This window comes from Corallococcus sp. AB049A (genome assembly GCF_003668885.1).
In the GTDB taxonomy this organism is placed as follows: Bacteria; Myxococcota; Myxococcia; order Myxococcales; family Myxococcaceae; genus Corallococcus; species Corallococcus interemptor.
Genome location: NZ_RAWL01000028.1, coordinates 1 through 26,439, shown reverse-complemented (window position 1 = coordinate 26,439; position 26,439 = coordinate 1). Strand labels below are relative to the sequence as shown.

Below are 26,439 nucleotides of genomic sequence, written 5' to 3'. Positions count from 1 at the left end.
GGCTCAGGACTCGTCGCCGCTGCTGTCGGACATGTAGCCGCCGACCTTGTCGAACTGTGTCGGCTTCTCCGGCGGCTTGGTCTGCTTCGTGCCGTCGTAGTTGACCGTGCGGCGCATGTACGTCGGATTGTCCGCCATGGGGAACGTGGGCGTCTTCCCCGTGAAGGCCTGCTCCAGGCTGATCTCCCCGGCCTGCACCATGCGCAGCGTCGCGCGGCCCGCCTTGCCGGAGCCGCCCACGCGCATGGGCTCGGACACATTCATGATGGCCAGGAGCTTGGCGGCGGCGTTCTTGGACTTGTTGTCCGTGAGGTGCTGGGGGTCCTTGCCCTCCAGGCCGTTGAGCAGGTCGGTGGCGATCTCCTTGTCGCTCTTGCCCCCTGCCTTCAACGCCGTCACCAGGTCCGAGTACTTGTGCCCCACCGGCTGGTTTCCGTAGTCCTTCTTCGCCTGGGTGGTGATCTTGAAGGCCGGGTCCTGCGTGGGGAACTTGCTCGCGTTCACCGGGCCAAAGGGTGTGTCCACCCGCTGCTTGCCGTCCGTCTTCGGGTTCATCTTCTGGAAGCCCTGCGAGGTGCCCACGAAGCCGCTGCGGCCGTCCGCCGAGCCCACCGCGTCCGCGGACGACTGACGGCGCTCCTCGCGAATCTTCGCCCGCTTCAGCCGCGCCTCCGTCGTGTTGTCCTTGAGGTCCGTCTTCGCCAGCTTGTTCGGCTCCGACGACGACGCCTCGTCCAGCGGGCGCTTCTTGCTGGTGCTCGCGGTGCTCGAGGAGGGCGTGGAGACGCTGTTCGGCGCCTTGGGGGTGGTGGAAGGCGGCGACTTCGGCACCGACGGCGCCTTGAAGCTGGAACCACCAATCGACTTGGGCATGAGGGGCCTCCTGGGGGAACAGGGGAACGAACCAGGGCCGCAGTCTAACCAGGGCCGGACCCGCACGCCCGGTGTCCTCCCCTTCCCTGTTCACTCCGGGCTCTTTCGGATTCCCTGGATTGACTGGATACCTCGGACAATGGCATGACGCCAGGGACTTTGTTCTCTTGAAAAACAAAGTTGGCCTGAGAGGTTTTATTTGCCTCTTGGGAGTTCCTTCACCTGCTGGCGGTACCCAAGGGAGACGTCATGAGCCACAAGGGGATGATCCGCGGTCTGTCGTTGCTGGGAGCCATGGGCGCGCTGGCCGGCTGTTCCGGGCCGGAGGCCGGAGGAGACGCGCCAGACACGCTGAGCCAGGTGGAGAGCGCCGCCGTCGTGTCGACCATCACGGAGGGCGACTACGTCATCCGCTCCGTGCGGACGAACAAGTGCATCGACGTGGCGTCCTCCAGCACGGCGGACGGCGCGAAGGTGCAGCAGTGGGACTGCAACGGCACCAACGCGCAGAAGTTCCACATCTCGCCCACGTCGGGCGGGTTCTGGAAGATCATCAACGTCAACAGCGGCAAGGCCCTGGACATCCAGGGGGTCAGCACCGCGGAGAACGCCGTCCTCCACCAGTGGACCTACGTGGACGGCGCCAACCAGCAGTTCCAGTTCATCAACCGGGGCGGCACGCAGTTCAGCTTCCACCCCCGCCACACCGGCATGGCCATGGACCTGTCGTGGGGCTCGTTCGACAACGGGACGCAAATCGTCCAGTACCCGTATTACGCGGACCGCGACAACCAGCGCTGGACGTTCGACAAGGTCTCCGGCGGCGGGAGCGGCGGCACGGGCTTCGGGGCCATCCTCACCCGCGACATGTTCAACACCATGTTCCCCGGCCGCAACGGCTTCTACACCTACGACGCGCTCATCGCCGCCGCGGCCACCTTCCCCAGCGTGGGGACCACGGGCGACACGGACACGCGCAAGCGCGAGGTGGCCGCGTTCCTGGCCAACGTGTCGCACGAGACGGGCGGGCTCGTGTACATCGAGGAGATCAACAAGGGCGACTACTGCGACACGTCGTGGGGCCCTCCGGGGTGCAGCTGCGCCCCGGGCAAGCGGTACTTCGGGCGCGGCCCCATGCAGCTGTCGTGGAACGGCAACTACTGCGCGGCGGGCAACGCGCTGGGCCTGCCGCTCCAGGCGAACCCGGACCTGCTGGCCCAGGACGCGAACGCCGCGTGGCGCACGGGCTTCTGGTTCTGGACCACGCAGAATGGCGCGGGCTCCATGACGGCCCACAACGCCATCGTCAACAACGCGGGCTTCGGTGAGACCATCCGCACCATCAACGGTTCGGTGGAGTGCTACGGCCGCAACCCCGGCCAGGTGCAGAGCCGCATCGACAAGTACCTGCAGTTCTGCTCCATGCTCGGCGTGAGCCCCGGCGGCAACCTGGGCTGCTAGGGAATCTGCCCCAGCAGCTCGTAGAGGGCCTCGCGCGTCAGCCCCACCGCGTCGCGGGCCACCGTCTCCAGCATCCCCCTCGCGCGCCCCAGCCGCGAGGGGTCCGCCTCCTCCAGCGCGGCGACCGCTGCCTCCTGGAGCTCGCGCGACGCGGCCGGTCCCAGCTGTCCCTTCAGCAGGAACAGCGCCTCCGCCGCCGGAGCACCGGAGCGCACCAGCGCCACGGCGGAGCGGGCCGCGACATGGGCGCTCTCATCCCGCAGGTGCTCGCGCAGGGCCGCGATGGCCTCGGGCGACAGCGGGCCGCTCAACCCCAGGAGCGACGCGGCCTCCTGACGGATGGGCGCCTCTGGCGCGGTCAGCGTGCGCAGCAGCGCGGACTCCAAATCCGGCAACGCGGGCACGGGCCGCGCCTCGCCCTGCAGTTCATCAAACAGGCCCCGCAGGGACACCAGCGCCAGGTAGAGGCGCGCGCCCTCCGACCCGCGCACCTGCTCCAGCAGCCGGGGCGCGGTGAGCTCCGGGGCCAGCGGGGCCAGCGCCGCCAGGGACTCCAGCGCGGAGAGGGCCACGGGCTCCTCGTCCTCCAGGAGCTTCAACAGCCGGGGCAGCTCCGCGGCCGCGGCGGTGCCCAGCCGGCCCACCACGCGCGCCATGGCGCCGCGGACCGAGGCACGCGGATGCTCGAACATCGCCCCCAGCGCGGCCAGCCGGGAGGGGTCCACGCGGCACACCACGGTGAGCACGCCCGCCGCGTTCTCCAGCGCGGGAGACTCGGCCTCCAGCCGCGCCAGCACCGCGAGCACGCGCTGGACGGCGAGCCCGGCGAGGCCCGGCTGCGGCGGCCACCAGCTGCGCTGCAACAGGAACAGCAGCGGCTCCGCGACCGCGGTCCCGGGCCGCCCCAGCTCTTCCAGGAGCGCCCGCGCGGTCCGCTCCCGCGACTCCGGCGCCCCGGACACCAGCAACTCCTCCAGCGCCGACAGCGCCTCCTCGCGAGCACCCGCGTCCCGCGAGGAGAGCCTGCCCCACCAGTCCTCCACCGTGCGAACACGGCCCCTGTTGCGCTCCGAAGACATGGCCCCAGGCTAGCGCAACGCCCCCGGAGCACAGGGACTTCACGCTACGGGGAGGCCTCCGAGACGTGGCCCTGCGGGTCCACGTCGAAGTGGAGTGCACCCCGGTTCTTGCCCACCACGTACAGGGCGTAGCGGCCCCCGGGTTGGAGCTCCCGGGGACCGTCCAGCACGGTGAAGCCGGGTGGCGCCTCGCCGTACGTCAACGAGGCCACGCTGGCCATGTCGCCGTAGGGCTCCGCCCGCAGCTGCCAGTACATCTCCCCCGCGCGGTCCAGCACCTGGACCGTGGTGTAGCGGGGGCGATCCGCGTGCTCTGGATCCTCCACGGTGAAGCGCGGAGCAGGCAGCTGCCGCGCGCCCTCCACCAGGGACACCTGGAGGACCGGACGGCACGCGGTGAGCAGCAGGAGCAGGACCCAGGCCCACCCCAGGCTGGCGAGGCGCGACGCGCGCATGGCCTACGGCGCCCCTTCGCCGGCCCGGACCTGGGCGATGGCCGCTTGAATCTGCGCCGTGTAGTCCTTGCCGTTGAAGTGGAAGCCGCCGGCGGGGTTGGCGAAGTAGCCCGCGAGCTGGGCCTGCTGGAGGAACTCCGCTTGCTGCTCGGGGTTGAGCTCCTTCCAGGACTTGCCCGCGTCCAGGCCCTTCTCGAAGTCGTAGCCGTCCCCGATGTGCTGCGCCACCAGGGCCTCGCTCATGTAGTCCGTGCCGCCGTTCTGGTGCTGCCAGACGTGCGCCGACTCGTGCACCAGCAGGTCCGGGGTCAGGGGCATGTTCTCCGGCGGGATGTAGATGGTGTTGCCGTGGGTGAACGCGCGGCCGGTGGTGCTGAAGAGGCCGGACTTGCCCTCCTTGATGCGCATCTGCGAGTAGTCGATGGAGTCCCCGTAGACGCTCTTCAGCGTGGCGATCTCACTGCTGGACAGCTTGCGCCCGGGCGGCTCCAGGCCCACCAGCGTCTGGATGGCGCTCAGGGCCCGTCCGCCCATCATCAGGAGGGCATCCACGGGCGTCTGCACCACGGCCTTCAGCAGGCCCAGCCCCATCTGCTTGAAGCCTTCACCGAACTTCCCCTGGAACAGCTTGCCGATACCGCCGAAGAAGGTCCCTATCCCTTCGCCCACGTTGCGGAACGCGCCCACCACGGTGCTGATGGCGCCGGTGACCAGGCCGCGGATGCCGTCGCCCGCGCGGTTGGCCACGTTCTTCACGCCGCTCCAGACGGTCTTCGCCGCGCCGCCCACCCAGCTCGCCGCGCTGGAGACCGCTCCACCCACGGCCTTCGCCGCGCCCGTGACGGCGTTGCCCACGGCCTTGGCCGCGTTACCCAGGGCCTTGAAGGGGTTCCAGAACTCGACCTCCTTCGCCTTGCCGTCCACGACGATGGTGCCCTTGTCGTTCTCCGCGCGGATGTCCGCCACCTGCTTCGGGGTCAGCTTCTCCCCGGACAGGATGCGGCGGAACAGCTCGCCCTCGTCGCCCTGCGTGTCCTCGGTGTTGAGCTTCGTGTCCAGGTGGTGGCCCGCCTCCTCCACGTAGGTGGAGGCCGCCAGCGACGGATCCAGCGACTCATTGATGAGCACCGTGCCGGATTCCGCGTCGTAGGCGCCGTTGGCCCCGTTCAGCGTCTCCGCGGACACCGTGCGCACCGGCGGCAGCCAGCCGAAGTCGCCCTTCAGCGCCTGCTGCCGGAACTGCTCGGCCTTGGCGGCGTCATAGCCCTCGCCGTAGACCGTCCGCATCGTCTCGTGGAACTTCTGCTTGTCGGACGCCATCGCGCCGAACTCGCGCTTGAACGTGGACTGCACGTCCGGCTGCTTGGAGACGAACGCGCTCTGCTCGGAGAAGCCCGCCCGGCGAGTCGCCACCTCCGGCGCGCGCGCCGGCGTCCCCTGCGCGGTGTTGCTGCGTGCCGTGCCCGCCGCCAGCCCCTTGCGAGGCTCCTGCGGCGGGACCCTGGGTTGAATTCGCATCGTCATCACATCCCCCTGTGTGAAGCATGAACAGACAGGACACAGTGTATAGGCCGTGTCCGACATGGGATGACATACGACGAACGGCCGATGGACCCCGGGCCGGCTACATCATCTGCGCCATCTGGATGAGATTGCCGCAGGTGTCCTCGAACACGGCGACGGTGACGGGGCCCATGGCGGTGGGCGGAGTCTTGAACGTCACGCCCAGCTTCACCATGCGGTCATGTTCCGCCTGACAGTCGTCCACGCCGAACGACGCCGCCGGGATGCCCGCGTCGAACAGCGCCTTCTGGTACACGCGCGCGGGCGGGAAGCCCAGGGGCTCCAGCAGGATCTGCGTGCCCTCCAGCGCGTCCGGAGCGACGACGGTCAGCCAGCGCTCCCCGCCCGCGCCCACCGGGACGTCCACCTTCAGCACGAAGCCCAGGACCTCCGTGTAGAACTTCAGGGCCCGGGCCTGGTCATTCACCATCACGCTCATCACGCTGATCCGCATTCCGTGTCTCCTGGGTGTTTCGTTGTCTTGCTTCACCGGTGCCGGAAGCAGTCCACGGTGTGGTCATCCACGATGCCCGTGGCCTGCATCCATGCATAGACGATGACCGGCCCCACGAACTTGAAGCCGCGCTGCTTGAAGGCCTTGGAGTACGCCTCCGACAGCTCCGTCTTCGCCGGCACTTCGCCCCGGCTCTTCCACGCGTTGCGAATGGGCTTGCCGCCCGCCATGCCCCAGACGAACGAGGAGAAGTCCTCGCCCGCCTCCTGCATCATCAAATAGGCGCGCGCGTTGCCGATGGTGGCTTCAATCTTCGCGCGCGCCCGGACGATGCCCTCGTCCGCCATCAGGCGCGTGACGTCCTTCTCCGTGAAGCGCGCCACCACCTTCGGGTCGAAGCCCTTGAACGCCTTCCGGAAGGCCTCGCGCTTGCGCAGGATGACAATCCACGCGAGCCCCGCCTGGAAGCCCTCCAGCATCAGCATCTCCCAGAGCGCGCGGCTGTCGCGCACCGGCACGCCCCACTCCTCGTCGTGGTAGGTCTGGTAGAGCGGATCCGTCCCCACCCAAAAGCACCGCTGCCGCATCCCGAGCCTCCTGGTTCACGGCAGGGCTACCACGGCGCCTGAACAGGCGGCCAGTCCCGTTCAACGGGGCCGCGTCAGCAGCGCGAACAGCCCGTCGCTCCACCACCGTCCGCGCAGGCCCGGCACGAAGCGCTGCCAGTACACGCTGCTGCGGGGGATGCGCCCGGGCAGCGGATAGTCGAAGTCGATGGACTGGAAGCCCGCCTCCACGGCCATGCGCCGCGCGTCCAGCTCCGTGATGGGCGTGATGTGTCCGGAGTCCCGGTAGTCCTGCTCGCAGAACGCCGGGAAGTAGCCCCGGACCAGGAAGGACAGCCGCGCCGTCAGGCTGTCGTTGTTGGGCGTGGTGAAGAACAGGTGGCCTCCGGGCTTGAGCACGCGGAAGGCCTCCTTCACGAAGTGGCGCGGGTTGGCCAGGTGCTCCAGCACTTCAATGGCGAACACCCAGTCCACCGACCCATCGCCCCACGGCAGCGCGTCCCGGGACACGTCCCGCTGCTGGAACTCCACGCCCGGCAGGCGGCTGGCGCCCGCGTCGTGGATGTCCGTGCTGAGGATGCGCTCGATGGCGGGGTTCTGTTGCAGCCGGCGGATCCACCCGCCGCTGCCCGAGCCCACGTCGAGCACCACGCCGAAGGCCCGCTGCCCCGCCACGCTCCAGGCCGCGTCCCGCAGCGGCTCCGGTGACAGCCCGTCCTGACGCTGCGCGTAGGCGGCGGCGTCATGGCCCAGCGGCCCCGCGTTGCCCTTCACATCTGAATCCATGGGCGGGAGTCTACCCCCGGGAGCGGTGGGTTGCGCAGGTGATGGACCGTCTGCAATCCGCGCGAATCGCTATCATCCGCGCGCCAGGTGCTACCGGGAGGCACGCATGGGACAGCAAGTGGATGTCATCGTCGTGGGCGGAGGGCTCGCCGGACTCGTCGCCGCCACGGAGCTCGCGGATGCGGGCAAGCGCGTCGCCGTGGTGGACCAGGAGGGGCCGCAGAACCTGGGCGGCCAGGCGTTCTGGTCGTTCGGAGGCCTGTTCCTCGTGGACTCGCCCGAGCAGCGGCGCATGGGCATCAAGGACTCGCACGAGCTCGCGATGGAGGACTGGCTGGGCACCGCGGCCTTCGACCGCGAGGAGGACCACTGGCCGCGCAAGTGGGCGGAGGCCTTCGTCGCCTTCGCCGCGGGCGAGATGCGCCCCTGGCTCGTCCAGCAGGGCATGAGCTGGTTCCCGGTGGTGGGCTGGGCGGAGCGCGGCGGCTACGGCGCCGTGGGCCACGGCAACTCCGTCCCCCGCTTCCACGTCACCTGGGGCACCGGCCCCGGCGTGCTGGAGCCCTTCGTGCGCCGGGCGAAGGCGGCCGAGGCCAAGGGCACCCTCACCTTCCACTTCCGCCACCGCGTGGACGAACTGCTCACGCAGGACGGCGCGGTGGTGGGCGTGCGCGGCATGTTGCTGGAGCCCACGGAGGTCCCCCGGGGCGCCAGCAGCTCGCGCGTGACGGTGGGTGACTTCGAGCTGCGCGCGGGCGCGGTCATCGTCACGTCCGGCGGCATTGGCGGCAACCACGAGCTGGTGCGCAAGGCGTGGCCCCAGCGCATGGGCCCCGCGCCGAAGTTCATGATTCAAGGCGTGCCGGACCACGTGGACGGCCGGATGATCGCCATCACGGAGGCCGCGGGCGGGCGCCTCATCAACCGCGACCGCATGTGGCACTACACGGAGGGCCTGCGGAACTGGAACCCCATCTGGCCCCGCCATGGCATCCGCATCCTGCCGGGCCCCAGCTCGCTGTGGCTGGACGCCACCGGCAAGCGCCTGCCGCCGCCGCTGTTCCCCGGCTTCGACACGCTGGGCACGCTGGAGCACATCGTAAAGACGGGCCACGAGCACACCTGGTTCATCCTCAACCAGTGGATCATCAAGAAGGAGTTCGCGCTCTCCGGCTCGGAGCAGAACCCGGACCTGACGGGCAAGGACTGGCTGGGCGTGCTCAACCGCGCCGTGGGCAAGAAGGCCATGGGCCCGGTGGAGGCCTTCAAGGAGAAGGGCGAGGACTTCGTCATCTCCAACAACCTGCGCGACCTGGTCGCCGGGATGAACGCGAAGACGCCAGAGCCGCTGCTGGACTTCGCCACGGTGGAGCGCGAGGTGAAGGCCCGCGACCTCCAGATGGACAACCCGTTCAGCAAGGACCTGCAGCTGGCCGCCATCCGCCAGGCGCGCAACTACCGGGGTGACAAGCTGGTGCGCACCGCGAAGCCGCACCGCATCCTGGACCCCAAGGCGGGGCCGCTCATCGGCGTGAAGCTGAACATCCTCACGCGCAAGACGCTGGGCGGCTTCGAGACGGACCTCCAGGGCCGCGTCTTCAACGCCCAGGGGAAGACCATCCCCGGGCTCTACGCGGCGGGCGAGGTGGCCGGCTTCGGAGGCGGTGGCGTCCACGGCTACCGCGCCCTGGAAGGCACGTTCCTGGGCGGCTGCATCTTCTCCGGCCGCGCCGCGGGCCGTGCCGCGGCGGGGAGCCTCTAGGCCCTAGGCGGCGGCCTGGAAGGGCCACGGCGTGGGGCGCGGCCCGGCCGCCCAGTTGTCGTGCCGACCGTCCCAGTACCCGAAGGTGAGCAGCGACGGGTCCACGTCATCCAGCGTGTTGACGTAGATGGACACGAACTTGCCGCCCAGCTCCGGGACGTCGCCGTCGCCGTAGCACACCACCCCGCAGCGGCCGCAGAAGCTGCGGGTGTTGGGGCTGCCGTCGCGCCCGTACTTCTTGAGGGCGTCCTGGCCCTTCAAGAGGCGGAAGGCGTCCGGCTTCATGCCCACGCCGCCGCCGTAGCCGTACTTCATGCAGATGGTGCAGTTGCAGCGCGTGACGCCGGCCAGGTCCACGGTGGCCTCGTAACGCACGGCGCCACACAGGCAGCCGCCCGCGTAGGTGTGCAGGCCGCGCAGGGGAAGGGTCTTCGACAGGTCGTTCTGGGTCATGACGGAATCTCCGGGTGCCGCGTCGAGGGAACGCAATCAATCTGCCCCCGGCTCGTGACAGCCTTCTGTCAGGTTTGTCGCCGGCCTCTGTTGAACCCGGCGGGGCCTGGCCCAGAGTTCCCCCGTCCGCCGCCTTCCGGAGGCCCCATGCCCGTGTGGAAGTCCCTGTCCCGAGTCCTTGCCCCCGCCCTGCTCCTGCCACTCCTGGGGGCCGCGCCGCCCGCGTCCAGGCCTACCCCGGCCGCCCGGCCGTCGAAGCAGTACACGGTGGAGCAGTTCATGGGGTCCACGGAGGTGATGGCCCCGGTCTTCACCTCGGACGGCAAGCAGCTGCTCTTCTCGTCGAACGCGACCGGCATCTTCAACGTCCACAGCGTGCCGGTGGGCGGAGGCAAGCCCACCGCGCTGACGCGCTCGAAGACGGACGCCATCCGGGTGGTGGGGGCCTTCCCGCGCGACAACCGCCTCCTCTTCGAGCGCGACAAGGGGGGCGATGAGCAGACGCACATCTACGTGCGCACGCCGGACGGCAAGGAGAAGGACCTCACGCCCATGAAGAAGGGCGTCGCCCACTTCCTGGGCTTCAGCCAGGACGACAGCGCGTTCTACATCACCACCAACGAGCGCGACCCGGGCGCCATGGACGTGTACCGCCTTGACGCGAAGACGTACGCGCGCACGCTCCTGGCCCGGAACGACAAGGGGTTCGGCGTCGCGGGCGTGGCGCCGGACGAAAGCTGGGTGGCGCTGGAGGAGGCGGTCACCACGTCGGACGGCAATGTGTGGCGCTACGACGTCGCGACCCAGACGCTGAAGAACCTCACGCCGCACACGGGCGTGGCCAGCTACCGCGTGGGGGACATCCACCCCGTCACCGGGGAGCTGTACCTCATCACGGACGACGGCACGGAGTTCGCCCGCGTGGTGCGCCCGGCGAAGGAGGCCGGCAAGTGGGAGGACGTGGAGAAGGCGGACTGGGACATCATCGCCACGGAGTTCTCTCATTCGGGTGCGTTCCGCGTCTCCCTCATCAACGTGAACGCCGGCATTGAGGTGCGCCTGCACGACGAGAAGGCCGGGACGCAGGTTCCGCTGACGCAGCTGCCCGCCGGGATGATCTCCGAGGCCATCTTCTCCCGTGACGAGAAGCAGCTGGCGGTCCTCCTGGAGACGGACCGCTCTTCGGCGAACCTCTACGTCCAGGACCTGGCCACGAAGAAGACCACGCGCGTGACGGACACGATGAGCCGCGAGCTCGACTCCGAGGACCTGGTGGAGGCACAGGTGGTGACCTTCAAGTCCTTTGACGGGATGGAGATCCCCAACCTGCTCTTCAAGCCGCACCAGGCCACGGCACAGAACAAGGCGCCCGCCATCGTCTACGTGCACGGCGGTCCGGGCGGAGAGACGACCCGGGGCTACAACAACTTCGTCCAGTACCTGGTGAACCACGGCTACGTGGTGCTGGGCATCAACAACCGGGGCAGCGCGGGCTACGGCAAGACGTTCTTCAAGGCGGACGACCAGAAGCACGGCAAGGACCCGCTGCGCGACTGCGTGGAGGCGCGCAAGTACCTGGCCAGCCTGCCGTACGTGGACGGCTCGCGCGTGGCCATCATGGGCGGCAGCTACGGCGGCTACATGGTGCTGGCGGCGCTCGCCTTCCACCCGGACGCCTTCGACGTGGGCGTGGACGTCTTCGGCGTGTCCAACTGGCTGCGCACGCTCAAGAGCATGCCGCCCGAGTGGGGCGCCTTCCGTCTGGCCATGTTCCAGGAGATTGGCGACCCGGAGAAGCAGGAGGCGATGCTCAAGGAGATCTCCCCCCTCTTCCACACGGAGCGCATCAAGAAGCCGCTGCTCGTCGTGCAGGGCGCCAACGACCCGCGCGTCCTCCAGGTGGAGTCGGATGAAATCGTGGCGGCGGTGAAGAAGAACGGCGTCCCGGTGGAGTACCTGCTGCTCCCCGACGAGGGCCACGGCTTCAAGAAGAAGAAGAACGAGGCGCAGGTGGACCGGCGCACCCTGGAGTTCCTGGACCGCTACCTGAAGCCCGCCCCCGCCAGCGCCCCCAAGCTCTGAGGGCGGTCAGCCCTCAACGGCGGCGGCGGGAGGGAGCCCTGGAATCCGCGGGGCCCGCCGTCGCCGCGGTGGCTTCGCCCCACTGCATCCGCGCGACAGTGGCCAGCAGGTCGCGCAGCGCGGAGGCCTGGGTGTCGCCCACGGCGCGCTCGAAGTCCGTCTGGGCGCGCAGCCACAGCGGCCGGGCCTTGCGGTAGACGGCCTGCCCTTCCGGAGTGATGGCGATGGCGCGCTGGCGCCGGTCCGTGCGGCCCACCTCCAGCACCACGAAGCCGTCCTTGAGGAGGGGCTTCAGGTTGTGGGTGAGCGTGGACGGGTCCATCACCAGCTGTTCCGCCAGCGCGTTCACCCTCAGCGGGCCCTGGGCCTGGACGTGGTGGAGGATGGAGTACTGCGTCGTCCGGAGGCCGCTGGGCGCGAGCACCTGATCATAGAACTGCGTGACGTGGCGGCTGGCCTGCCGCAGCGCCAGGCAGTTGCAGAGGGTGCGCTGAAGGTCGTCTGAGGACATCGCTGCCGGGAAGTATACGTGGGCGCGTACGTGCCCGCCTGACAGTCGGGTCGGCCCAGACCCCTTTCCCCGGGTGAAGGACAGTGCAGGGAATGGAGTGCTTTGATGAGAAGCACTCCCATGCTCGCCATTCCATTCCTGACCCAGTTGGATTCGCGCGCGGCGGTGAAGGGCTCGCGCGATCCGCTGGGCGTCCAGCCCATCTGGTCCCGCTTCGGGCGCCGTGTCGTGGGCAACCTGACCACCGTCAGCAACTCGGTGACGGACTTCACGGTCCTCCTGCTCGGCTACTACTTCGCCGAACGGGTCGCCGCGGAGACCCAGTCCGCGGATTACGTCACCACGTTCCTGAAGTGGGAGCAGCTCGCGGCCTATGCCCGAGCATCCCGCAACAACGAGCGGAGCTTCCGGGGAACGGAACGCGTGGCCTTCCGGCTGGCGAAGCCCACCGTGGAGCCCCTGGGCACGGACAGCGATGCCCAGATCTTGAGCAACCAGAAGATCTACGGCCTCTGGGGCCTGTATTCAGTGCCCGCCAAGGCCTCCGGCTTGCTGGAGGGATCTCCCGTCCACCTGACGCCCGTCGCAAGGCATCTGGTGGAGAAGGTCCATCTTCCTCTGCTGGAGGCAGTGGGACCTCGGGGCGTGCGCGGCCTCGTCGAACGGCTGGGCCGGGAGAAGGACTCCATCGACCTGCGCGAAGGCGGCCGCGATCAGGCCCTGCTGGATTCCATTGCCCGGGTCCTGGGGAAGCTCCGCGCGCCTGAACGGATGCTCTACCGCGAGCACCTGCTGCAGGGGGGTCCTGGCGACCGGGAGACCACGCAGGGCCTTCAGCAGGTCTTCGCGGACGTGCTGGAGAGCACGCTGGACGACGCGGAGTGGCGGCTCACCCCGGAGTCCCTTCAACGGCTGGCGTGGCGGGCCCGTGAGCAGGGTTCCGTGGGCGAAAGGCTCGCGAACCGCCTGGAGCGCATCCGCGCCTGCGAGTTGCTCATTGCCCCCGCCGTCGCGCTCTTCGAGCACACGCTGCGGCACGAAGGGCAAACCGTGCAGGCCATTGCCCAGGGCATCCAGGAACTCTGGGGGGCGGCCCCAAGGGAGACCATCGACCTCGGGGCCACCGAGGAAATCGAGCTGGAACTGCGCGCAGGCACCGGCGAGCCGGAATCCGGAGCCCGTTGGATGGCGCTCGCCAGGGCCCTGCACACCGGCGACTACGCGGAGGCGATCCGCCTCGTGCTCGAACAGAACGCCACCATCATGAACGCCCGGGGCGACGCCGCCCCCTGGGCGCGCATCGTGGACGGGAAGCTGCACGTCAACCTCCGGGACGACTCGTCCCCCCGGTCCCCCTCCGGAGAAGAGCTCCCGCTGTACTGGCGGCACGCCTACTTCATCGAATCCCTGCGCAACGTGGCCTCCGCACTGCGAGCCTGAACCATGCCCGACATCCCCCGTGCCGTGCTGTCCGAGCAGTTCCAGGACTGCATGGAGAACCGCCGGCTCGTCTCCGCGGTGTTCACCACGTTCCGCTTCGACCCGGGCTTCTTCGAGTCCGAGGTGCTTCCGGTCTTTTTCGACGTTTCGTTCAGCCATGCGAACGCCATCAAGCTGGTCCAGCTCAATGACGTCATCGCGAAGCAGTCAGTGAACCTCGCGGTCTATTACGACCGGAGCGGGCTGGTCGCCGAAGGCGCGTCCGCGAAGCTCGACGTGCAGCGGATTCCCATCCAGCACCCCACCGGCATCTTCCACCCCAAGAACGTCCTGGCCCTCGTGGAGGACGTGGAGCCCGATGAACAGACGGGCCTGCGCCGCCGGGCCCTGCTGTGCGCCTGCCTCTCCGCGAACCTGACCCGCGCGGGATGGTGGGAGAACGTGGAGGTCTCCCACATCGAGAAGCTGGATGAAGGGGAGGCCACCAACTTGCGCGTCCCTCTGCTTGAGTACCTGGACCGGCTGGTGAACACCGCCGAGTTCCGCCGCCCGAACGACGAACTGCGGCGGCGCCACGCTGCCCTCTGGGACATCCGGAAGTTCCTCGAAGGCTGCCGGCAGCGCGACCAGCGCTCCGTGGATGGGCACCTGCGCACCCAGTTCCACAATGGCTCGGAGTCGCTGCCAGACTTCATCGCCAACAGCTCCGCGAACGCGGTCCGGGGCATGTGCCTGGAGATCCTCTCCCCCTACATCGACGGTGGCGACGAGTCCGCGCCGCTCGCCGCGCTGATGGAGCAATTCCAGCCGCGCGACGTGCGCGTGCATCTGCCCAGGAACGAACGGGGCGAGGCGCAGTGCTCCCAGTCGCTCTACGAGGGAATGACGGAGCAGGGCGTGACCTGGGGCGAGCTGCCTCGCGACCTCTTGAGGATGGGCAAGAGCGAGGAGGCGCGGCTGCGTACCGTCCACGCCAAGGTCTACCGCTTCTTCGAACCCAAGCGAGGTGGACGGGAGATCCTCTACGTCGGCTCCACCAACATGACCCAGGCGGGCTGCCGCGTCGCGGGCAAGGGCGGCAATTGGGAGACGGGCTTCCTGGTGGAGAACGTCCCCCACTCCGCCCATGCGAAGCCGGACTGGTGGCTCGCGGTGGATGAGGCGCGCCCCACCCATTTCGTCCCCCGGAGCGAGGACGAGGGCACCGCCGCCAGCGGTGGCACCCAGCTCGCCGTGCGCTACGCCTGGAACCGGAGGGAAGCGGCCGTGTTCTGGCGGGGCAAGGGTCCCTCGCCCGTCCTCAGCGTCGAACACGCGGGCGTGCGCCTCTTCGAGCTCTCCAGCCTGCCCCCGCGTGAATGGCAGGTGCTTGACGCGGAGACCGCGAAGCGACTCGAGCAGACCCTCCTGTCCACGTCCTTCCTCCAGGTGCGTGGGGAAGGCTCCGAACCTGGCGTCCTGCTCGTCCAGGAAGAGGGCATGGCGCAGCGCCCTTCGCTGCTGCTGGAGCTGAGCCCCGCCGACATCCTGCGGTACTGGGCCCTGCTCACCGTGGAGCAGCGGGCCGAGTTCATCGCGGCGCATGTCCGGCTTACCGGCGACGACGACCCGTTGATGGCGAAGCTCGCACCGCTGCCCAATGAGACCACCCTGTTCGACCGGTTCGCCGGCATCTTCCACGCATTCAGTTGTCTGGAGGCCCGGGTGCGAGAAGCCCTGGATGACGGCAAGGTGCGCGAAGCCGACTACCGGCTCTTCGGCAGGAAGTACGACTCGCTCGGCAGTCTCCTCGACCGGGTGCTTATGGACGCGAAGGAGGGCCGTGGCGACCGCGTGGAGCACTACGTCGTCGTCCTCTGTGCGCGGCAGTTGATGGAGGAGCTGGGAGGCGAGCCCCGCTATCAGGGCTATTGGGCGGAGCACCGCGACGACGTGCGCCAGTTGCAGGAGTTGCTCGCGAGCGCCGGTTCCCTCCGGGAGACCCTTGCCACGAGCTCCGGAGAGATGCCCGCGTTCCTGGACTGGTTCGACGGCTGGTTCCTCCAACGCGCCGAGCCCCTGCCCCCAGCGGAGGACGCGGCATGATCGACCTGGAGACCGCGCGGCAGCTCCTCGACTTCGGCAAGAACCTTGGCGGCGATGGTGCTCGGGCGGAGGAACAACTTCGCGGCGCTGTGGCCATCCACAACCTGCTGTCCCAACACCGGCGCGCCTACCTCGCGGACGAGGTCGGCATGGGGAAGACCTACGTCGCTCTTGGAGCGCTCGCGCTCTTCCGCCACTTCCATCCGGACTTCCGGGTGCTGGTCATCGCGCCCCGAGAGAACATCCAGAACAAGTGGATGAAGGAGCTGTCGAACTTCGCCACCCACAACGTGCGCTTCCCCGACATGCGCGTGGTGTCGCTGGACGGACGGCCGGCGCGCCCCTTGGTTTCGTGCGCGAACCTCATCGAACTGGTTCACGAGACGAGCGTGGATCCTCATCGGGACTTCTTCATGAGGATGACCAGCTTCAGCCTGGCGACGGGGAAGACCGCCGAGGACTGGAAGAAGCTGCGCGAGGCCCTGAAGCATCATGTGCCGTGGTTGAAGGACGACGCGCTGGACCTGCGGAACAAGGAGCAGTTCAAGCGGAACTTCGCGAGGGCACTCTGCTGCGCGCTGCCCCGTTTCGACCTGGTCATCGTGGACGAGGCACACAACCTCAAGCACGGCTTCTCCACCTCTGGCTCCGCGCGCAACCAGGTCCTCGCCGAAGCCTTCGGACGGCACTCCGCCGATGACGTGCCGGACCGGCGGCTGTTCCCCGGTTACGGCCCCCGCGCCGAGCGAGTGCTCTTTCTTTCCGCGACGCCGCTGGAGGAGAGCTACCGGCACGTCTGGAACCAGTTGGACCTCTTCGGACTGGCGCACGGCTGTGAGGATCTCAAGGCCGAGGACATCCCCGAGGCCCGGAAGAAGCAGGTCGCAGGCCAATTCCTCGTGCGCCGGGTGACGTCCATCCACGTCGGAGGCCAGGCGCACACCAAGAACCTCTACCGCCGGGAATGGCGCTCGGGTGGCGTCGCGGTCCACGACGAACCCATCCGCGTCCAGGACGACCGCCAGAGGCTGGTCGTCGCGCTGGTGCAGAAGAAGGTCAGTGAGCTGCTGAGCGGCAAGCGGTTCAACCGCTCCTTCCAGATTGGAATGCTCGCCTCGTTCGAGAGCTTCCTCGAAACAGCCCAGCTCAAACGGGACGACCCGGCTCCGAACGAGGAGACCGTCTTCGACGATGCCGAGCAGACGGATGTCGTGGAGGAGCGCGAGGGCATCGACGTCCGCGACATCAACGAGCTCGCGTCGGACTATCGCAAGCGCTTCGGTCGCGAGATGCCGCACCCCAAGATGGATGCGGTGGTCGACAGCCTCTCCAGCGCGTGGAGGACGGGAAAGAAGACGCTTGTCTTCGTACGCCGCGTGGCTTCCGTGAAGGAACTCAAGCGCAAGCTCGACGAGCGCTACGACGACTGGCTGATGGCGCACCTCCAGGAACACATGCCGGAGGTCCTGCACCCCGAATTGAAGAAGGTGTTCGACCGGTATGGCCGCGAGAAGTCCCGTTCGACGGCACTGCTGGCCCCCACGTCCTCCGGTGCGATGGACACCGGAGTGGAGGACGACAACGGAGGCAATGACACCTTCTTCGCATGGTTCTTCCGGGGCAAGGGCCCCCAGGGCTGGGCCAGCGGCGCAAATCTCCAAGCACGCTTCAACAAGGCCAGTGGCGTCTACGCGACCTTCTTCAGCGACAACCACGTGCTGGCCCTGCTGGAGGCCACGCCCGGCAAGGTCCTGGAGTCACTGGCCGCTGAGACCGGCATGTCGAAGCCCGCGCTCGCCGACGAACTCCGGAGACGGGGCGCGCGGTACTTGAGCCGCAAGGCCCAGGTCGTGACCCGGGGTGCCCGGTTGGAGGCCGCGCAGGCCGCGGCGATGGAGCTGCTGAAGGAGAGGGCAAACGGTCCGCTCAAGGAACGCGCGGATATCATCTGGGAAGAGCGTTTCAGCGCGTCCCAGCAAAGGGAACCTGCGCTGGACGCTCCTGGTGAGATTGCGAACGCGCTGGAGCAGTCCACCTTCTTCACGGACCTGCGGCAGCCCCGGTACGCCGCCCTCCGGGAGCTGATCTGGCCCGCGCCGCACACGACACCCGGAGCGCCGTTGGATCCGGACACGTACCGCAAGCAGTTCAGGACGCAGGAACTGAGGGCGCAGTTCCTCTCGACGGCGGCGCGGCTGGGACACGCTTTCATCGACCTCTACGTCACGATGATGGCCGGGCGGACAACCCTGGCCTCTGGCCGTGCGGAGGAGGCCGAGTCGGAGGAGCGGGTCACGGATGCTGGCGAACACCGCGAGCAGCTCCATCTGGCGTACCTGGACCTGCTGGAGCGGCAACGGACCGCGCCGTCCGGGACATGGGGCGCCCTGCGGGAGCTGGCGGAGATCGCCGCCAACTTCGGACTCATCCTCGATGTGAACGCACCGGACATCCTCAAGGGCCCCCTGGAGGAGGCCGCGCGGCACGTAGCGAGCATGCTGAGGCAGCAGCAACCGGTGGGAGGCATGGCCGGGCAGATCAACCAGACGCTGGTGAAGCAGTTCCGGATGCCCGGCTACCCGTTCGTCCTTGTGACCACCGACCTGCTCCAGGAGGGTGAGGACCTCCATACGTTCTGCTCCTCGGTCCAGCACTACGGCATCTCCTGGACGCCCTCGGCCATGGAGCAACGCGTGGGCCGCATCGACCGCGTCCGCTCACAGACGGAGCGGAGGCTGACCACACTTGCTGGGGCACCCACGGGCGAGGACTGGTTGCAGGTTCACTTCCCCTACCTGGAAGACACCGTCGAGGTTCTCCAGGTCGAGCGCGTCCTGGATCGGATGGGAACCTTCCTCCGGCTGATGCACGAGGGAATTCCCGACAAGGCCCAGGACCAGCGGAAGATCGATGTGGAGAAGGAGATGGTCGCAGTGCGGAGGCTCCTGCCTGTCGTACGGGAGCCGCTGAAGACCGCCTTCCCGCTTCCCCCCGGCTCGACCACTGGCCCCATACGTCCGCTCGCGGTGGAGAGCGGCGCGATCGCGGACATGCGCGCCCGCTTCAGCGCGCTGCGGAACTCTTCGCTTGGGAACCTGCCAGTGGAGTGGGCCGCGAACGCCCCCAGGGGCGCCCTGCTGGGAACCGCACAGCTGGCGAACGGCCGGCGTCAGCCCTTCACGCTGCTCTTGCGCTCCGACCACGGTCATCCCCTCATCCGATGCATCAGCCCCATTGGCCGCACCGACCCTGAAAGCGACACCGGAGCCATCGCCAGACGTTCGGCCCGGCTTCAGTCCAGGATGGGTGCCATCCTCACGCGCAAGGAACGCTCCTACGACCTCACCATCGAGGACGACGTCATGCTCGTGGCGCCAGAGCATGACGCGGTCCGCGTGTCGCTGCTCGTGAAGCGGGTGGTGGAGCAGGCGGACCGGATGGAGCTTGAGCACTTCGAGGGTGAACGCGACGAGCCCCTGGAGTCCTTCGAAAAGGACCTGCTGACGGAGGCTGGCCATGAGCACTGATTGGCGGCAGCTGTGCAAGGCCCCAGGGCTGTCCGTGGAGGACGACGTCGTCACCGTCACGTTCGAGAACCAGCGGAGTCACCGCGTCCGCATCCAGGAGACAGAAACCACCTTCGAGTTGCACGCGCTGGTCGCGAGGGCCAGCAACGTCCTGCAGCCCGAGTCACTTCCGCTGCGCATCTGGCGTCACAACCGCGCGGCGCAGCTCGTGGGCTTCCGCCTGGATGCCAGGAACAGCGTCCGTGCGGAAGGATGGGTGGCGAAGGCAGGGCTCGAGGCCCAGGAGTTCCAGCACGTCCTGCGTCGGGTCGCCGCGGAGAGTGACCGCTTCGAGTTCATCCTCACCGGCAAGGATACCGAGTAGCGGACCTCAGTCCCCGGCGACCAGCACGACCTTGCCCACCGTGCTCCGGCCCTCCAGCTGGCGGTGGGCCTCTTCCGCGCGGGACAGCGGCAGCGTCAGGCCCACCACGAGGCGAAGGCGCTTCGCCACGACCTCCGCCAGCAGCGCCTCGCGCGCCTTGCGCTGCACCTCCGGGGGCGTGGGGGTGTGCAGCCAGTAGGCGCTCACGGTGAGCGACTTCGCGTAGAGGGACTCCACCTCCACGTGCGGCGGATGGCCGCTGGCGTTGCCGTAGCTCACCAGGTGACCGAAGGGCGCCAGCGCGTCCAGGCTGGCCTGCCACGTGCTCGCGCCCACCGAGTCCAGCACGCGCTCCACGCCGCGCCCGCCCGTCAGCTCACGCACGCTCGCCGCGACGTCCTCCCGGTCGTAGCGGATGACGTCGTCCGCGCCCACGTCCCGCGCGAGCTTCGCCTTCGCCTCGCCCGACACCGTGCCAATGACCCGCGCGCCCGCCGCCTTCGCGAGCTGCACCGCCAGCAGCCCCACGCCTCCGGCCGCCGCGTGGATGAGCACCGTCTGCCCTGCCTCCACGCGCCCCACGGTGTGCACCACGTGGTACGCCGTCAGCCCCTGCACCAGCAGCGCGGCGGCCTCCTCGAAGGACACCTCTGGCGGCAGCACCAACAGCTGCTCCACGGGTGCGAGCGCCGCCTCCGCGTAGGCCTGCTTCGTCAGGGCGACCACGCGGCGTCCCACCCAGGATGCGTCCACGCCGGGCCCCACCGCGCGCACCACGCCAGCGGCCTCGCTGCCCAGGATGCGCGGCAGGGGCACCTGGGCGTCGTACAGCCCGCGGCGGCGCTCGGTATCCGCGAAGTTCACGCCCGCGGCATGGACTCGCAGGAGGACCTGGCCTGGCCCGGGCACGGGCTCCGGCGCGTCCTCCCAACGGAGGACCTCCGGCCCGCCCAGCTGGTGGTAGCGGATGGCTTTCATGCGCGGAGTCCTAACGTCCAGCCTGCTTGCTTGTCAGGACTGAATTTCCGCCCACGTCGCTTCGGAGCGAAAGGAGCGGTCCCGATGCGCCAGGCGACGAAGCAGTCCCCGATGAACCTCAAGCACCAGAACCCTTCCGGTCACGGCATCGACGCGGCCTCGCGTCCCAGCCCGGTGACCGCTCCTTCCACGTGCCGCTGGCGGGGCTTCGCGTCCCTTCGCCTCGCCCTGCCCGGCTCCTGAAGGCGTCACGCCCCGTCCCTGACGTGGCTTGCCCCTGGAGGCCGGGCTCCCGACACGGGAACCCGGCCTTCTTCACGTCCGGGCACCCCGCTCCCCTTTTTTTTCCGCTTCTTGCGTCCCACACGAAGGCCGCGCACCGGGTGCAGTCCGAACTCCAAATCCGGACGAGCAGGGTTCGACTCCCTGGCGGCCTGTCCCGCCCGAAAGGCCCGCTGTCATGGAAACGCTGGTGTTGAGCCAGTCCTATGAGCCTGTCGCACGCATCCCCTGGCAACGCGCCGTCATGCTGCTGGTCCAGGGCAAGGTGGAGGTCGTTGAAGAGTACGAGGACCGCGTCATCCGCTCGGTGACGGTGGAGCTGCGCATGCCGTCCGTCATCCGCTTCGTGCGCGCCCTGTGGAAGGGCCCGCGCGGCGTGCGCTTCAGCCGGGAGAACGTCTACCAGCGCGACCAGTGCCGCTGCCAGTACTGCGGCCGCAAGGTGACCCGCCCGGAAGCCACGTACGACCACGTGCTGCCGCGCGCGCAGGGCGGCCGCACCAGCTGGGACAACATCGTCATCGCCTGCGTGCCCTGTAACCAGAAGAAGGGCAACCGCACCCCGGCCCAGGCGCGGATGACGCTGCGCACCGTGCCCGCGAAGCCCAAGCGGTTGCCGGACGCACTGGTCGTGTCGTTCCTCGTGGAGAAGGGCCTGCCCCTGTCCTGGCGCAAGTTCCTGAGGGACGTGGCCTACTGGCACACGGAGCTGGAAGCGTAGGGTCCTTTGTCCACGCGGGTGGGCCGGGACTTCGCTTCCGCGCCGCAACGGTTAGAGTGCCGCACGTCGAGGGGGCGTTCCGGACCACACCATGGCGACGAGGAAGAACGAAGACCAGGAGCGGCTCATCGACCGCGACCTCACCGCGATGGCGCGCGAGGGGAAGCTGCCCGCCGCCCACGGCGTGGACACCGCCGTGACGGAGGTGCTGGGCCTCCTGGCGCGCGGAGGCAAGCACCCGCTGCTGGCGGGCGAGCCCGGCGTGGGCAAGAGCGCGCTCGTGCAGGAGGTGGCCCGCCGCATCGCCGAAGGACGCGTGGACGGGGACCTGGCCCAGGCGCGGCTGGTGGAGGTGTCCGTCGCGAACATCCTGGCGCGCAGCACGCAGCGCCAGGCCGCGGAGTCCTTCGAGGAATTGCTCAACCACCTGGGCCGCCACCCCTGCCCCATCGTCTACATCCGCGACCTGCCGGTGGCCCTGGGTGGCCCCCTGGCGCCGGTGGCCGTGCGCGCGCTGCGCACCGGCGGCCTGCGCTTCATCTTCGAGACCGAGCCCAAGCGCGTGCAGGAATTGCTGCGCGCCGATGAGGCTTTGGCGGAGCGGCTTCACCTCTTGCCCCTCCAGGAGCCCTCGCTGGAGAAGGCGCGCTGGATTGTCGGCCGCGTGGCGGAGGAGCTGGAGCGCGCGCTGCGGCTGCCCATCGACCCGGCGGCGTGCGACCTGGCGCTGCGGCTGTCCGCGAAGTTCCTGCTGGCGCAGCACATGCCGCGCAAGGCCATCGAGCTGCTGAAGGAGACGGCGGCGGAGGCCGCGGGCGTGGCGCGCGACCACGTGGGGCCGGAGGACGTGCTCACGCGCTTCTGCGCGGCCACGCGCCTGCCCCGCTTCGTCGTGGACGACGCGATGCCGCTGGACCTGGAGGAGACGGAGCGCTTCTTCGGGGAGCGGCTGCTCGGCCAGACGGACGCGGTGGCCGCGGTGCTGCGCTCGGTGGCGCTGCTCAAGGCGGGGCTCAACGACCCGCGCCGTCCGCTGGGCGTGTTCCTCTTCGCGGGGCCCACGGGCGTGGGCAAGACGCAGCTGGCGAAGCTGCTGGCGGAGTACCTCTTCGGCTCCGCCGACAGGCTGGTGCGCCTGAACATGGCGGACTATCCCAACGACGGCGACGAGAGCGTCCCCTTCGGCGCATCGTGGGCACCCGCGATGGAGACGCGGCGCGGAGAGCTGTCCGCGCTGCTCGACGGCAAGGTGTTCACCGTGCTGCTGCTGGACGAGTTCGAGAAGGCGGCGCGCAGCGTGCACGACCGCTTCCTCCAGCTCTTCGACGAGGGCACCTTCGTCAACGGCGCGGGCGAGGCGGTGTCGTGCAACAACACGCTCATCGTGGCCACGTCCAACGTGGGCTCGGAGGTGTACCGCGAGGCGGGGCTGGGGTTCGCCGCGCACAAGCGCGCGGAGGAGCAGGTGTCGGAGGTGGACCGCCGCATCGCGGAGGCCTTCCGTCCGGAGTTCCTCAACCGCTTCGACGCCATCTGCCACTTCCGTCCGCTGTCGCGCGTGGACATCCGCAAGATTGCCCAGCGCGAGGTGGGCCGCGTGCTGGAGCGCGAGGGCATCCGCGCCCGCGCGCTGGACGTGGAGGTGACGCCGGAGGTGGTGGACCGGCTGGTGGAGCGCGGCTATTCGCCGCAGTTCGGCGCGCGCTACCTGCAGCGTGAAATCGAAAAGACGCTCACCGCGGCGCTCGCGGTGGAGATTGCGCGCAGGCCGCTGCCGCCGGGCACGCCCGTGCGAGTGGAGGCCCGTCCGGGAGGCCGCGTGGTCGCGGTCGCGGAGCCCGTGCCGCCGCCGCGCGAGGTGACGGCGCAGCTGCTGTTGCCCACGCCGAAGGCCGCGGCGGTGAAGCGCCGGTTGGATCGCAAGTCACTGCTGATTGAGATGGACCGGCTGGTGGGCCGCGCACGCGCGCTCGCCGAGTCCACGGGGCGGACGGAGCTGGAGTCGCGCCGGGCCGCGCTGCTCGCGGAGACGCAGGCGCCCAACCTCTGGGACGACCCGCTGCGAGCGGCGGAGGTCCTGCGCGCCTTCCGCACGGTGGAGGCGCAGCTGGGAGAGCTGGACCGCCTGGAGGCCGCGTGCCACTTCGGGCGCCGGCTGGTGCGCGAGGCGAAGAACGAGGTGCAGCTGGGCTCCGCCGCGAAGCAGGTGGAGGAGGTCGCGCGAGAGGTCCAGATGGCGGAGGCGCTGCGGGCCTCCGGGGCCACGCAGATGGACAACGAGGCGCTGGTGGACATCTGCGCCAGCGACGCGTCGGAGCAGCAGGAAGCATGGGTGCAGGAGCTGGCCACCATGTACCTGGGCTGGGCGCAGCGCCGGGGCTACGAGGCCACGGCCGTCGCGGAGGCGGACGCACCCGCGCGCGTGGTGGTGCGCATCGCCGGGCCGGGCGCGTACGGATTCCTCGCGGGAGAGGCGGGGCTGCACCGCCGTCTGGAGGACGAGAAGCGCCAGCGCGCGTACGTGCGCGTGCACCGGGGCGGGCCGCTGGAGGAGGTGGAGCGGGAGCTGCTGGTGCTGGAGGGCCGTCCGGTGAAGAGCCGCGAGGGTGATTACCTCCAGCGCGTGCGCAACGAGGTCACCGCGAAGGACGAGGCCACGGGCCGCGTGCTCACGCTCATCGGGGCCGGAGAGCTGGACGAGCTCAAGGGCATCGCCGCGCGAGTCGTCGCCGGTCAGGGCGCCAGCACCGACGAGGCCCGCCGCTACTTCCTGGGCCGGGGAGCGCGAGTGGAGGATCCGCGCACGGGAGCCGGCACGCCGCGAGTGAAGGACGTGATGCGAGGCGAGCTGGACGTGTTCATCGCCGCGTGGATCTCCCGTCCGCCGCCGGAGGGCTCCACGCCGCTGTCCTGAGGGGTCAGGGCAGGTAGCCCTGGGCCACGCCCAGGCGCATGGCCTCCGCGAGCACATCCAGGCCCTGCGCGGTGTTGATGCGCGAGTGGGACATGGAGCCGCTGACCACCTGCACGGCTCCGCCCAGCACGAACGGCAGGGGCCGGCGTCCCAGCCGCAGCAGCCGCTCGTCGTAGAACGCGGCCGGGGCGCGCTCACGCACCAGACGCGCCAGGGCCACCATGTTCGCGGTGCGCGACGCCTGCATCGCGGGTCCCATGCACGAGAAGTCGAAGCCCACCTCCGGCAGCACGGCACCCCGGCCCTCACGGTCGAAGACGAAGATGACCTGCGACGTCTCCTCCTGGGAGCCGCGCACGCTCTTCTCCGTCGTCTTCGTCAGCTTCAGGCCGCCCGTGACGAGGGCCGTCCCCAGCGCCACCTTCGTCGTCTTCTCCGAGTGCTCACTCTGCGTGCGCAGGGACGAAGCGCCCCGGAGGATGACCGTCACGTCCTCCCAGGCCATCGTCAGCGGCGCGCCCGCGCGAGGCGTGAACGTGGCCTGCGCGGCGCCAAACGTCACGGTGCGTGCCGTGACACGCTCCGCGACCTCTGCCTCGTCGATGGCAAGCGCCGCGAGCCCCGCGTCCTGAAGGGTCTTCACCAAGGTATCCGCCGCATCGGGAGCCAGCCGCGCGAGCAGGGCGGGAGGCTCCGGGGCCAGTCGCATGCGGGCCTCCGCCGGAGCCATGCCCGCCGCGGCCGCGAGCACCTGCGCTGCTTCCGGAACCTCACCCGCGGGACGAACCAGCGCGACGATCTTCATGGCGTTTCCCACCCCTGGCGCGCCCCTCGTGCGAACGCAGGGCGGCGAACACCCGAACCCTGGCACCCCGGGAACATTCCCCAAAGGCCTCCGTCACGAGACTGTCGAGCACCCGCGCATGAGGCGCATCGCGGAGAAGCGCGGCTCCATCAGAAAACCTGTCCGACAGTCGGACAGGTTTTGACCACGCGGCCAGCTCAGTCGACCAGGTGCGGGTTGCGCAGCACCAGCACTCCGGCCAGCACGGTAGCGGTGTAGTCGTTGAGCTTGCCGGTGCGCATCAGCTCGCTCACGTCGCGCACGCCCGTCTCCGCGATGACGCGGTCCACCACTTCCTCCCCCTGGTTGTACGCCGCGAGCGCGAGCCGCCAATCGCCATAGCGCGCATACAGGTCCTGGAGGAGCGCCGCGGCGGCCTCCGTCTCCCGCGCCACGTCCAGCCGCTCGTCGAGCCCCGGCTCCACCTTCAAGCCATAGCGGCGAGCCGTCTCCGCGATGAACATCCACACGCCCGCGCCCCTCGGGCCCTTCGCCATCGACGGCTCGGGGGACGTCTCCGGCAGGTTGCGCACCGCCGACTCCACCATCGCCACCGCGAGCAGCCCCTCCGGCAGGGAGCGCGAGCGCAGCGTGCCCGTCATCGCCTCACGATGCGTCTGGAGGTTCGCCAGCGCCTTGCGCATGAAGTCGCGTCCCTTGCGCGTGGTGACGAACTTGTTGAGCTGATCCACCACGGCGGCATCCACCACCACCGGCAGGTCCCCCGCCTTCTGCCCCGCCTCCGCCAGCGCACGCGCCTCCGTCAGCGACACCGAGCGCCCCCGCACCGTGCCCTGCGCCCACAACGCCAGCGGCGCGAGCACCAACGCCAGAGACAACGACAGACCCAGGGTGCGCACGGAACTGCGAGGACGAGGCTGGAACAACATGTGAATCCTCCTGACGGTGGGGTGGGACATGCCGGTGACTCCGGCGGGAAGAGAAAAGACAGACGGAACACGCAGCGACGCCTGCAACAGGCACCGCGCGTACGCCTCCGCGGGCACGCGCTTCACGGTGACCAGCGCCTCGTCACAGGCCAGCTCCTGCCGCTCCGCCAACCACCGCGAGAACGCGCGCGCGAACGGATTCCAGAAGAAGGCGCTGTCGAACCCCAGCCGCGCATACGCGAGCACCGTGTCCCGCTGCCGGTGGTGTTGCAGCTCATGCCGCACCGTGAGCCGGAGCGCTTCCGGGTCTTCCAGCACTTCGGAGGGAACCACCGCCCACGCACCGCCC

The 26,439-nt window shown here is 69.3% G+C and carries 22 protein-coding genes; 10 read left to right on the top strand and 12 right to left on the bottom strand.

The window, feature by feature from the left end; all coding sequences use genetic code 11:
- Nucleotides 1-3 precede the first annotated feature (3 nt).
- Nucleotides 4-873, bottom strand: a complete 870-nt coding sequence (locus tag D7X55_RS05200; RefSeq protein ID WP_121722407.1) for a hypothetical protein — start codon at nt 871-873, stop codon at nt 4-6.
- A gap of 249 nt (nt 874-1,122) precedes the next feature.
- Here D7X55_RS05200 and D7X55_RS05195 point away from each other — a divergent pair, with 249 nt between their 5' ends.
- Entirely contained in the window at nt 1,123-2,334 is a 1,212-nt protein-coding gene (locus tag D7X55_RS05195) for a glycoside hydrolase family 19 protein (protein ID WP_120547479.1), read from the top strand.
- Here D7X55_RS05195 and D7X55_RS05190 read toward each other — a convergent pair.
- The 6 genes from D7X55_RS05190 to D7X55_RS05165 form a co-directional block, all read right to left on the bottom strand.
- The gene (locus tag D7X55_RS05190) at nt 2,331-3,413 is read right to left on the bottom strand and encodes a hypothetical protein (protein WP_147468224.1); all 1,083 of its coding nucleotides are present in this window, start codon (nt 3,411-3,413) and stop codon (nt 2,331-2,333) included. The two genes, D7X55_RS05195 and D7X55_RS05190, sit on opposite strands and share 4 nt — an antisense overlap.
- A gap of 44 nt (nt 3,414-3,457) precedes the next feature.
- Nucleotides 3,458-3,868, bottom strand: a complete 411-nt coding sequence (locus tag D7X55_RS05185; RefSeq protein ID WP_121722405.1) for a hypothetical protein — start codon at nt 3,866-3,868, stop codon at nt 3,458-3,460.
- Between the two features lie 3 nt (nt 3,869-3,871).
- A complete protein-coding gene (locus D7X55_RS44080) occupies nt 3,872-5,392 on the bottom strand; it encodes a hypothetical protein (RefSeq protein ID WP_199746867.1) in 1,521 nt (506 codons plus the stop codon).
- A 100-nt stretch (nt 5,393-5,492) separates the two neighbouring features.
- Nucleotides 5,493-5,885: a VOC family protein gene (locus tag D7X55_RS05175; RefSeq protein ID WP_120547476.1), complete on the bottom strand. Its 393-nt coding sequence runs from the start codon at nt 5,883-5,885 to the stop codon at nt 5,493-5,495.
- A gap of 32 nt (nt 5,886-5,917) precedes the next feature.
- Nucleotides 5,918-6,472: a DNA-3-methyladenine glycosylase I gene (locus tag D7X55_RS05170; RefSeq protein WP_120547475.1), complete on the bottom strand. Its 555-nt coding sequence runs from the start codon at nt 6,470-6,472 to the stop codon at nt 5,918-5,920.
- A 60-nt stretch (nt 6,473-6,532) separates the two neighbouring features.
- Nucleotides 6,533-7,237, bottom strand: a complete 705-nt coding sequence (locus D7X55_RS05165; RefSeq protein WP_120547474.1) for a bifunctional 2-polyprenyl-6-hydroxyphenol methylase/3-demethylubiquinol 3-O-methyltransferase UbiG — start codon at nt 7,235-7,237, stop codon at nt 6,533-6,535.
- A gap of 106 nt (nt 7,238-7,343) precedes the next feature.
- Between D7X55_RS05165 and D7X55_RS05160 the strand changes: the two genes are divergently transcribed.
- On the top strand, nt 7,344-8,999 hold the full coding sequence (locus D7X55_RS05160; RefSeq protein ID WP_121722404.1) for an FAD-binding dehydrogenase: 1,656 nt from the start codon (nt 7,344-7,346) through the stop codon (nt 8,997-8,999).
- A 3-nt stretch (nt 9,000-9,002) separates the two neighbouring features.
- Here the strand turns inward: D7X55_RS05160 and D7X55_RS05155 are convergent, their stop codons facing one another.
- Nucleotides 9,003-9,452: a GFA family protein gene (locus D7X55_RS05155; RefSeq protein ID WP_120547472.1), complete on the bottom strand. Its 450-nt coding sequence runs from the start codon at nt 9,450-9,452 to the stop codon at nt 9,003-9,005.
- 147 nt (nt 9,453-9,599) lie between these two features.
- Here D7X55_RS05155 and D7X55_RS05150 point away from each other — a divergent pair, with 147 nt between their 5' ends.
- Nucleotides 9,600-11,534: a S9 family peptidase gene (locus tag D7X55_RS05150; RefSeq protein ID WP_121722403.1), complete on the top strand. Its 1,935-nt coding sequence runs from the start codon at nt 9,600-9,602 to the stop codon at nt 11,532-11,534.
- Nucleotides 11,535-11,547: 13 nt separating this feature from the next.
- Here the strand turns inward: D7X55_RS05150 and D7X55_RS05145 are convergent, their stop codons facing one another.
- Entirely contained in the window at nt 11,548-12,045 is a 498-nt protein-coding gene (locus tag D7X55_RS05145; protein WP_233609598.1) for a MarR family winged helix-turn-helix transcriptional regulator, read from the bottom strand.
- Between the two features lie 120 nt (nt 12,046-12,165).
- Here D7X55_RS05145 and D7X55_RS05140 point away from each other — a divergent pair, with 120 nt between their 5' ends.
- From D7X55_RS05140 to D7X55_RS05125, 4 genes are read left to right on the top strand one after another with little or no spacing between them, the layout of a single operon-like run.
- Nucleotides 12,166-13,485 carry a hypothetical protein gene (locus D7X55_RS05140; protein ID WP_121722402.1) on the top strand — a complete coding sequence of 440 codons (1,320 nt, stop codon included), beginning with the start codon at nt 12,166-12,168 and terminating at the stop codon, nt 13,483-13,485.
- Between the two features lie 3 nt (nt 13,486-13,488).
- Nucleotides 13,489-15,570: a hypothetical protein gene (locus D7X55_RS05135; RefSeq protein WP_121722401.1), complete on the top strand. Its 2,082-nt coding sequence runs from the start codon at nt 13,489-13,491 to the stop codon at nt 15,568-15,570.
- A complete protein-coding gene (locus D7X55_RS05130) occupies nt 15,567-19,097 on the top strand; it encodes a DEAD/DEAH box helicase family protein (protein ID WP_121722400.1) in 3,531 nt (1,176 codons plus the stop codon). Before D7X55_RS05135 ends, D7X55_RS05130 begins: the two co-directional genes overlap by 4 nt.
- Complete coding sequence (locus D7X55_RS05125; RefSeq protein ID WP_121722399.1) at nt 19,087-19,461, top strand: hypothetical protein; 375 nt, start codon at nt 19,087-19,089, stop codon at nt 19,459-19,461. Before D7X55_RS05130 ends, D7X55_RS05125 begins: the two co-directional genes overlap by 11 nt.
- Nucleotides 19,462-19,467: 6 nt before the next feature.
- Here D7X55_RS05125 and D7X55_RS05120 read toward each other — a convergent pair whose 3' ends face one another.
- Nucleotides 19,468-20,439 (bottom strand): quinone oxidoreductase, encoded by a 972-nt coding sequence (locus tag D7X55_RS05120; RefSeq protein WP_121722398.1) that lies wholly within the window; start codon nt 20,437-20,439, stop codon nt 19,468-19,470.
- Nucleotides 20,440-20,523: 84 nt separating this feature from the next.
- On the opposite strand from D7X55_RS05120, the gene D7X55_RS43245 reads away from it, so the two are divergent.
- The 3 genes from D7X55_RS43245 (at nt 20,524) to D7X55_RS05110 (ending at nt 24,356) form a co-directional block, all read left to right on the top strand.
- Nucleotides 20,524-20,682 (top strand): hypothetical protein, encoded by a 159-nt coding sequence (locus tag D7X55_RS43245; RefSeq protein WP_158616178.1) that lies wholly within the window; start codon nt 20,524-20,526, stop codon nt 20,680-20,682.
- Nucleotides 20,683-20,899: 217 nt separating this feature from the next.
- A complete protein-coding gene (locus D7X55_RS05115) occupies nt 20,900-21,442 on the top strand; it encodes an HNH endonuclease (protein ID WP_120547468.1) in 543 nt (180 codons plus the stop codon).
- Nucleotides 21,443-21,533: 91 nt separating this feature from the next.
- Complete coding sequence (locus D7X55_RS05110; RefSeq protein ID WP_120547467.1) at nt 21,534-24,356, top strand: AAA family ATPase; 2,823 nt, start codon at nt 21,534-21,536, stop codon at nt 24,354-24,356.
- Nucleotides 24,357-24,360: 4 nt separating this feature from the next.
- Here the strand turns inward: D7X55_RS05110 and D7X55_RS05105 are convergent, their stop codons facing one another.
- Entirely contained in the window at nt 24,361-25,161 is an 801-nt protein-coding gene (locus D7X55_RS05105; RefSeq protein ID WP_120547466.1) for a hypothetical protein, read from the bottom strand.
- Between the two features lie 197 nt (nt 25,162-25,358).
- Nucleotides 25,359-26,439 (bottom strand): M56 and MltD domain-containing protein (locus D7X55_RS05100; RefSeq protein ID WP_121722397.1); only part of this gene is annotated, 1,081 nt, incomplete at its 5' end.